This window comes from Rudaea sp. (genome assembly GCF_036560865.1).
Classification (GTDB): Bacteria; Pseudomonadota; Gammaproteobacteria; order Xanthomonadales; family Rhodanobacteraceae; genus Rudaea.
In genome coordinates, this window is the sequence record NZ_DATBQK010000146.1 from 1 (window position 1) to 7,448 (window position 7,448).

At 64.7% G+C, this 7,448-nt stretch carries 8 protein-coding genes; 1 reads left to right on the forward strand and 7 read right to left on the reverse strand.

Features of this window, described 5'->3' with window-relative positions; genetic code table 11:
* Nucleotides 1–336 (forward strand): ExbD/TolR family protein (locus VIE67_RS14150; RefSeq protein WP_332027094.1); only part of this gene is annotated, 336 nt, incomplete at its 5' end.
* Between the two features lie 90 nt (nucleotides 337–426).
* On the opposite strand, the gene VIE67_RS14155 is transcribed toward VIE67_RS14150, so the two are convergent.
* The 7 genes from VIE67_RS14155 to acs all read right to left on the reverse strand — a co-directional run.
* A complete protein-coding gene (locus VIE67_RS14155; RefSeq protein WP_332027095.1) occupies nucleotides 427–1,182 on the reverse strand; it encodes a pyridoxine 5'-phosphate synthase in 756 nt (251 codons plus the stop codon).
* Nucleotides 1,179–2,924, reverse strand: coding sequence for a serine hydrolase (locus VIE67_RS14160; RefSeq protein ID WP_332027096.1), 1,746 nt, complete (start codon nucleotides 2,922–2,924; stop codon nucleotides 1,179–1,181). Before VIE67_RS14160 ends, VIE67_RS14155 begins: the two co-directional genes overlap by 4 nt.
* A 148-nt stretch (nucleotides 2,925–3,072) precedes the next feature.
* Nucleotides 3,073–4,053, reverse strand: a complete 981-nt coding sequence (locus VIE67_RS14165) for a PDZ domain-containing protein (protein WP_332027097.1) — start codon at nucleotides 4,051–4,053, stop codon at nucleotides 3,073–3,075.
* 15 nt (nucleotides 4,054–4,068) lie between these two features.
* Nucleotides 4,069–4,554, reverse strand: coding sequence for a hypothetical protein (locus VIE67_RS14170; protein ID WP_332027098.1), 486 nt, complete (start codon nucleotides 4,552–4,554; stop codon nucleotides 4,069–4,071).
* Nucleotides 4,551–5,141 carry an RNA polymerase sigma factor gene (locus VIE67_RS14175; protein WP_332027099.1) on the reverse strand — a complete coding sequence of 197 codons (591 nt, stop codon included), beginning with the start codon at nucleotides 5,139–5,141 and terminating at the stop codon, nucleotides 4,551–4,553. The genes VIE67_RS14170 and VIE67_RS14175 overlap by 4 nt, the downstream gene beginning before the upstream one ends.
* Nucleotides 5,142–5,178: 37 nt before the next feature.
* Nucleotides 5,179–5,892 carry a 4'-phosphopantetheinyl transferase superfamily protein gene (locus tag VIE67_RS14180; protein WP_332027100.1) on the reverse strand — a complete coding sequence of 238 codons (714 nt, stop codon included), beginning with the start codon at nucleotides 5,890–5,892 and terminating at the stop codon, nucleotides 5,179–5,181.
* Nucleotides 5,893–5,978: 86 nt separating this feature from the next.
* Nucleotides 5,979–7,448: acetate--CoA ligase (gene acs / locus VIE67_RS14185; RefSeq protein ID WP_332027101.1), on the reverse strand; the 1,470-nt coding region annotated here is incomplete at its 5' end.

Consider the following 7,448-nt stretch of genomic DNA (forward strand, 5'->3'; position numbering starts at 1 on the left):
ATCTTCATGATCACCGCGCCGATCTTGACCCACCGGATCAAGATCGACCTTCCGCAGCCGGCCCCAAATCCGCCGCCGCAGATCGACAACCCGCCGGATCCGATCGTGCTGTCGGTCAGAACCAGCGGACAGTTCTATTGGAACGACGAACCACTGACCGAAGACGGCTTGCAAGCGCAGTTGCGCGTCGCCTCGCAGAAGAACCCGCAACCGGAGTTGCAGATCCAGGCCGACAAGACCGCGAAATATCAGCTCGTCGCCACGGTGATGGCCGATGCGAAAAACGCCGGCATGACCAAGATCGGATTCCTGCCGGCACGCGGTGCCTCGCAATAGTCGGTCGTTTTGCGCACAAAAAAAGCCGCAGCAATGCGGCTTTTTTTATTCCGCTTGTCGACCCGCAAGTCAAGTCACCGGGCTGCGGCGTCAGGCTGCCTGCCTGGACAGAATGCGCAGATACGCGCGCACGGTCGCGTCAAGTCCTGCGTAAAGAGCTTCGCCGATCAGCGCGTGGCCGATCGAGACTTCGGCGAGAAAGGGGATCGCCGCCATCAAGCTGTCGAGATTCGCCTGGCTCAGATCGTGGCCGGCGTTGACGCCAAGCCCGGCGGCCCGCGCCGTTTCCGCGGCGCGCACGCATTGCTCCAGCTCACGCCGAAAATCGCCGCGCGCAAATGCCGCTGCGTAGGGCCCGGTATAAATTTCCACTCGATCCGCACCCGCGTCGGCGGCGCGTTCGATCTGCGCCGCATCGGCGTCGATGAACAGGCTGACGCGCGCGCCGCATTGCTTGAGTTCGGCGATCAGCGGTCGCAGACGCGGTGCATCCACGCGCAAATCGAAACCGTGATCGGAGGTGATCTGCGCGTCGTTGTCGGGCACCAGGGTGCATTGCGTCGGCCGCGTTTCCGCAACCAGACTCAGGAAACCCGGATAGCTGCCACGCGCGGCTGCGAACGCGTTGCCTTCGATGTTGTATTCGACCCGGTTGCCGATCGATGCCTTCAACGCACGCACATCGTGCGCACGGATATGGCGCTGATCGGGACGCGGATGCACGGTGATGCCGGCTGCGCCTGCCGCAATGCACGCCGCGGCAGCGGCGCAGATATCGGGTTCGTCGGCACCGCGCGAATTGCGCAGCACGGCGATCTTGTTGACGTTGACGCTGAGTCGGGTCATGGCGCGGGTCTTCCGGGTGGCATTCGGCGAAGGGGAATGGCGCTGCGTTGGGTGCCGGCGAGATCGAGCGTGGCTCCGACGATACGGCCGTTGCCGTCGCGCCTGAACAGCAGATCCACCGCTCCATCCGCATCGGCGAAACGGTCCGGCGCATAGGCGAAAATGACGCGGCGCTCGCTCATGGTCAACTGCACGCTGAGGGTGTCGGCGTGCTTCGCGACGCGCATCCAGGTATTCGCATCCAGACTGTAGTCGCCGAGAAACTCATCGCGCTTGCCGCCATGCAGTTCGATTGGCGTGTGTGCCACCTGCGGTGCGCGTTCGCTCAGACGCCGCGCCGAGGCATGGTTGCCGTTGAGGTGCAGAACCAGGCCGGTGATTTCATCGACGTTGCGCATGAAGGTCGCACCCAGCACGCCAACCCTGGCGACGAAAACGTCCTTGTCCACGGCATGCAGGCGTTGTGGCAGCAGGCCGGGCAGTTGCAGGCTCAGCGCACCATCGTGCGCGCGCACGATCAGATCGCTGCCCGGAGAAATTTCGTAAAGCCCGGAATAGGCGGCGACGTCTTTTGACGCAGTTGCGACATAGCCGTGCGGCGCCGGTGGCGGCAGCTCGTCGTTGAGCCAGGCGATGCCGAGGCCGGCGAGATCCTCCGCGGCGTTGCCAAGCAGTACGATCGCTCTCTGCCGATCGGTGCGGAAACCGACAAAGGTGCTGAAGCCCGCCGTCTCGCTCGCGCGCCAGACCAGCGGCCAAGTGGTTTCGCCCGCAGCGGCTTCGCGCACATTCCAGCCCAGTCCGATGCGATCGGCCGGGCCACTGGCGCGCCCTTGCCGGGCGAGCAACAACGCGGCGCGCAGCGGCGAATCGCCTGGCGTCAGATTGTGCTGCAGGAATTGGAGCAGGTCGGGCAAGCTCGAGCGCAGGCTCGCGGCGCCGGCGAGCACGCCATAGTGCCAGTGTGCCGCGCTTTCGCCGCGTGCATGGCCAGGCAACAGGGTTGCGTCGTCGCGCGGGCTGGTGTGTTTGAGACCGAGCGGCGCGAGTATCTTGCGCGTCAGCACCTCGGTGTAGGGCGCGGTGTAGATGCGGCCGAGCAGGTGACCGAGAATTCCGGCGTTGAGCACGGAATAGCCGTAGCCGATGCCTTCCTGCGCCGGAAGGCTGCGATAAAACGCGAGGAACGCCAGCAGGTCTTCGCCTGCATAGTCGATGTACGGATCATCCACGTCGGCCGGAAACAGGCTGGTCGGCTGCGGTGGCAGTCCCGAATGCTGGGTGACGAGTGCGTCGAGGGAAATATCTCCGACGCGTGCCTCGGCAAACGGGAAGTCCGCGGGCAGATATTTGCGCAGTGGATCGCGCAGGCGCAGCTTGCCCTCGAGCGCCGCCTCGGCAAGCAGCAAGCCGGTGAACACTTCGCTCAGCGCGCCGATCTCGAACTGGCTGTCATCGTCGGCGGCCGGCGTCGTGGCGCCGTCGCGATGGCCAAAGTACAGTTTCTGCGTTTGTTTGCCGTCGATCACACCGACGGCGACGGTGCGATAGGCGCCGTTCGCGACACCTTGTTCGATCACCTTGCGGAACGTGTCGGAAAACAGTGCGGTCGCGGGCGTGGCGGGTTGCGCTGCGGTCACCGGCGGTTTGCCGCGCGCGGCATCCGCGCAGACCGGTAGAAACACCAGCGCAGCGCTCAGGCAGCCGATACAGGCGCGGTGTAGGGTGCGGAAAAAAAGCATGCGCCCAAGCATAACGCACGCTCGCGAAGCGCAGGACAGCGGGGGAAAGAAACCACGTCCTTGTGGAGGAGACTTCCTGTGGGAGTGTGCTTGCTAAGACAGGCCGTGCGTGTTTAAAGTTCCCTCTACACGACACGGCGTGCCGTTGTCATGGACATGCTTCGGGTATTTCCTTCCACGCGACCGGATCCCAATAACCACCGTCGCTGAGCCGTGACGCGCGATCCTCGTTGAAATGCGCCGCGATCATAACGGTCGTGTTCGGTGCGATGGTGACGGTCAGCGATTTGGGCTTGCTGTTGCGCAGCGAGGCGATCTCGCCGAGCCCCATGATCCGGGTTGGAATCCGCTCGGCAACCAGCAACTGATGGGTGCCGGCTTCGACGCGATAGGTCGAAGCGTTGTGTGGCCCCGGAGTCACCCCGTCCACGAGCAGGATCGTCGCGCCGTACAACTGCTTCTGTCGTGGCGCGAGATCGAGCTTGCTGATGCGGGCGCAGCCTTGCTCGTTGTTCGTCGTTGCCACAGTCAGCGGTTGATCGGCTGACGCCGTCGCTGCACTGCCGAGGCCAAGGCGCAGCGCCGGCAGCTGCACGCTCTGCACCGGCGCATTCAGCGCGAGGCGTTCGCTGCCGCGCTGTACGTCGAGCTGCAGTGGCGCTCCGTCGGGCAGCGACTCGATGCTCGATTTCAGGACGGTCGCAGCGAGTGCGCGGCCATTGTCGTCGGCGCCCAGATCGCGCAGCGACTGGCCGTTTACCGCCACGACGACGTCGCCCGGATGCACGCCGAGTTGCTCGGCGGTGCTGCCCGGTGTCGCGCCGAGCACGCGCAACCCGGCGCGCGCGTTGTTGGCATTGGTCGCGTCGACGAGCAGGCCCAGATTGATCGCGCGCTGCGCCGGTTCGTCGAGCGCCAGCGCGACCTGTTCCGGATGCGCGCCGAGCGCGCCGGAGGTCGCCAGACGCATCAGCATCTGGTGCATTTCCTCGCGCAGGCGTTGCGCGACGATCGGCGCGGTCGCGGTCGCATTCACGGTCGCCAGTGTGGTCGCTCCGGCGCCGGTATCGGCGGCAAAGGCGAACGAGCTTGCGCCCATGGCCATGATCAAACCAAGTTTTTGCAACATTGCAGGCTCCTCTTTCTAAATGCGCGTCAGCGCAAGCCCCTGTTTGCGCGCGACGATCAGGGTGTTCAGCAGTTCGCTGCGCCGTTTCCACAAGGGGACAAGTTCATTTGTATACGATGCATGATCGTAGGCCGTCTGCAGCAGACGATCGACGTGGGCCAGTTCGGCTTCCACATCGCCGGCATCGACCATGGTCGCCGCGGTCTGCGCGTGATCGAGCGCTGCAAGCTGCAGTTCCAGCGCCTGCGCGCGCGCCTGCCAATCGATATTCTCGTCGCCATGCGCAGCTCCGCCATGCCAGCGCATGCCGGCGACGGCCAGCGCACACAGCAGACCGGCGACCAGCGCGCCGCCGGCGTAGCGCAAGCGGGCACGCTGCGCACGGCGTCGTGCGTGCGCCTGCGCGATGCGCGTCCACAGATCGACGGGCGGTTCGGGTTGGGCCAGCGCCGCGGCCTGCAAATGTTGCGCGAGCAGCGGAAATTCCATGGAGTTCTTCATGTCGGCTGACCTGCGGCCGGCGCGACGTATGCGTGCAGACGCTGCAGCGCGCGCGCGAGAATCGACTTCGAGTAACTCTCGCTTTGTCCGAACAGCGCGGCGAGCTCGGCATGCGTGTAGCCTTCGAGTTCGTGCAGCACGACCACGGCACGCGCGCGCGGCGGCAGTTGCTGCAGCAGGGTCCACGCGTCGATGCTCTGCATGGGCGCTGCGTCGACGGCCGCGAGCTGGCTGAACATCTCGTCGGGATCGGCGTCGGCAAAGCGCTTGCGTCCGCGCAACTGATCGATCGCCGCGTTCACGGTCATGCGCTTGAGCCAGGCTCCGAACGGCGCATCGCCGCGAAAACTGCGAATGGTTTCGATGAGTTTCAAAAATACCTCCTGCACCAGATCCTCAGCCTGCGGCGCGTTGCCGACGAGCCGCAGAGCCAAACCGTAGCAAGCCCGGCCGAAGCGCGCGTACAAGACCGCGAATGCAGCCATGTCGCCGCGCTGTGCACGCACCAAGGTCATCGCGTCGATGTCCTGCGCAAAGCCCGCGACCTCGGTCGCGCCGGCGAGCTCGGCATCAGCGCTGCGGTTCATTGTCATAATGACGGAAAAGGCGTCGGCATCGTTGCAGTTAAGGGTGAGGCACGGGCGGCAGCGCATCGTTGCCGCTGCTCGCCTGCCGGAATGCGCGCACGCTGCGCGCCGGTCCGTGCCAGGCCAGCGCGCCGCAGGTACCACTCTCGGGCCTGAGCCGCAACACGTGCCACTGCGCCGGCGTGCCGGCCTCATCGTCGATCTGCGCGAGGTGCGTCACTGCACCGTCGGTATCGAGCGCAAAGCTCAGCCGATGCAGGCCGAACGCGATACCACGACCGAGGGCCTTGAGCACGGCTTCCTTGCAACTCCACAGATCAAGAAATGCGGACGCCTGCAGTGCCGGCGGCAAGGCGATGAGCGCGGCGGCTTCTGCACCCGCAAAATAACGTTGCGCGAGTGCAAGCCAGGGACGCGTGCGCTGCCCGGTTTCCAGATCCACACCGAGCACCTGATTGCGACTGACGCCGACCAGCAGCGCCTTGCCCGAATGCGCCAGATTGAACTGCAGCGTCGCGCCATCGGCCAGGCCGGCGAGGAACGGCTTGCCATGGGTATCGCGCTGGATAGGCAAGTCGCGCGCGTCGATGTGCAGATAAGACGCCAGCAACTCGCGCAGGCAATGCTGTGCGTTTCTGCCCGTGGCACCAGTGATGCCGCATTGTGGAAAAAACCACAAATGGATTTCACCGTCGGCGAGCGCCGCGGGTGGTTCGCGGGGAACAAAGTCGGCGGCGGCAAGCGTGCGCATGCGCGCATGCTTGAGCAAGGCCTGCGAATCGTCAAGGAGCTCCGCTCTGGCTTTGGACTACAAGCTTCCGCCGCGACCGCCAAGGCTCAGCGCACGAGCCGCGTATCGACCAGATTCTTCACCACCGACGGATCGGCCAGGGTGGATATATCACCAAGCTGGTCCGGCGCATTCTCGGCGATCTTGCGCAGGATACGGCGCATGATCTTGCCCGAACGCGTTTTCGGCAAGCCCGGCGCCCATTGCAGATAATCCGGCGTGGCGGTCGGACCGATTTGCTTGCGCACGTGCGCAATCAATTCCTTGCGCAGCGCATCGGTCGCTTCGACGCCGGCCTTGAGCGTGACATAGGCGTAAATGCCCTGGCCCTTGATATCGTGCGGGCAGCCGACCACGGCGGCCTCGGCAACATCGTGGTGGTCGACCAGCGCGCTTTCGACTTCGGCAGTGCCAATGCGATGCCCGGAGACATTGATCACGTCGTCGACGCGACCGGTGATCCAGTAGTAGCCGTCGGCATCGCGGCGCGCACCGTCGCCGGTGAAGTAGCTGCCCGGATAGGTCTTGAAATAAGTGTCGATGAAACGCTCGTGATCGCCGTACACCGTGCGCATTTGGCCGGGCCAGGAATCGGTCAGGATCAGATTGCCCTCGGCCTCGCCTTCGAGGATTTTGCCGTTGGCGTCGACTATCGCGGGTTGCACCCCGAAAAACGGTTTGGTCGCCGAACCGGGTTTGGTCGCGATCGCACCCGGCAGCGGGCTAATCAGGATGCCGCCGGTTTCGGTCTGCCACCAGGTATCGACAATCGGGCAGCGATTGTCGCCGACGACGCGGTAGTACCACTCCCACGCTTCGGGATTGATCGGCTCGCCGACGCTGCCGAGCAGGCGCAAGCTCGTGCGTTTCCACTTTTTCACCGGCGCTTCACCCTCGCGCATAAGCGCGCGGATCGCAGTCGGCGCGGTATAGAACAGGGTCACCTGATGTTTGTCGACGACTTGCCAGAAGCGGCCCGAATCGGGATAACTCGGAATGCCCTCGAACATCAGCGAAGTCGCGCCGTTCGCCAGCGGGCCGTAGACGATATAGCTGTGGCCGGTGACCCAGCCGACGTCGGCCGTGCACCAGTAGACGTCGTTCTCACGCAGGTCGAATACGCATTCGTGCGTGTAAGCCACGAATACGCCGTAGCCGCCGGTCGTGTGCAGCACGCCCTTGGGTTTGCCGGTCGAACCTGAAGTATACAAAATGAACAGCGGATCTTCGGCGCCGATCGCTTCGGGCGCGCACTCGGCGCTTTGCGTCGCCATCAGCGCATCCCACCAGCGGTCGCGCGGCGCCTGCATCGCCACCGGCGTGCCGGTGCGCTTGACCACAAGTACGGTTTCAACCGTGTTGGTGCCGGGCTTGGTCAGCGCCTCGTCGACGTTGACCTTGAGCGGCACTTTCTTGCCGCCGCGCAGGCCTTCGTCAGCGGTGATCACGAGCTTGGAGGTGCAGTCGGCGATGCGTCCGGCGAGCGAGTCCGGCGAAAAGCCGCCGACCACGATCGA

Excerpts from the sequence above, each read along its gene's own strand:
- VIE67_RS14180 (WP_332027100.1), bottom strand. The coding sequence starts at position 5,892 with ATGCGCACGCTTGCCGCCGCCGACTTTGTTCCCCGCGAACCACCCGCG.
- VIE67_RS14175 (WP_332027099.1), bottom strand. The coding sequence starts at position 5,141 with ATGAACCGCAGCGCTGATGCCGAGCTCGCCGGCGCGACCGAGGTCGCG.
- VIE67_RS14170 (WP_332027098.1), bottom strand. The coding sequence starts at position 4,554 with ATGAAGAACTCCATGGAATTTCCGCTGCTCGCGCAACATTTGCAGGCC.
- VIE67_RS14160 (WP_332027096.1), bottom strand. The coding sequence starts at position 2,924 with ATGCTTTTTTTCCGCACCCTACACCGCGCCTGTATCGGCTGCCTGAGC.
- VIE67_RS14165 (WP_332027097.1), bottom strand. The coding sequence starts at position 4,053 with ATGTTGCAAAAACTTGGTTTGATCATGGCCATGGGCGCAAGCTCGTTC.
- VIE67_RS14155 (WP_332027095.1), bottom strand. The coding sequence starts at position 1,182 with ATGACCCGACTCAGCGTCAACGTCAACAAGATCGCCGTGCTGCGCAAT.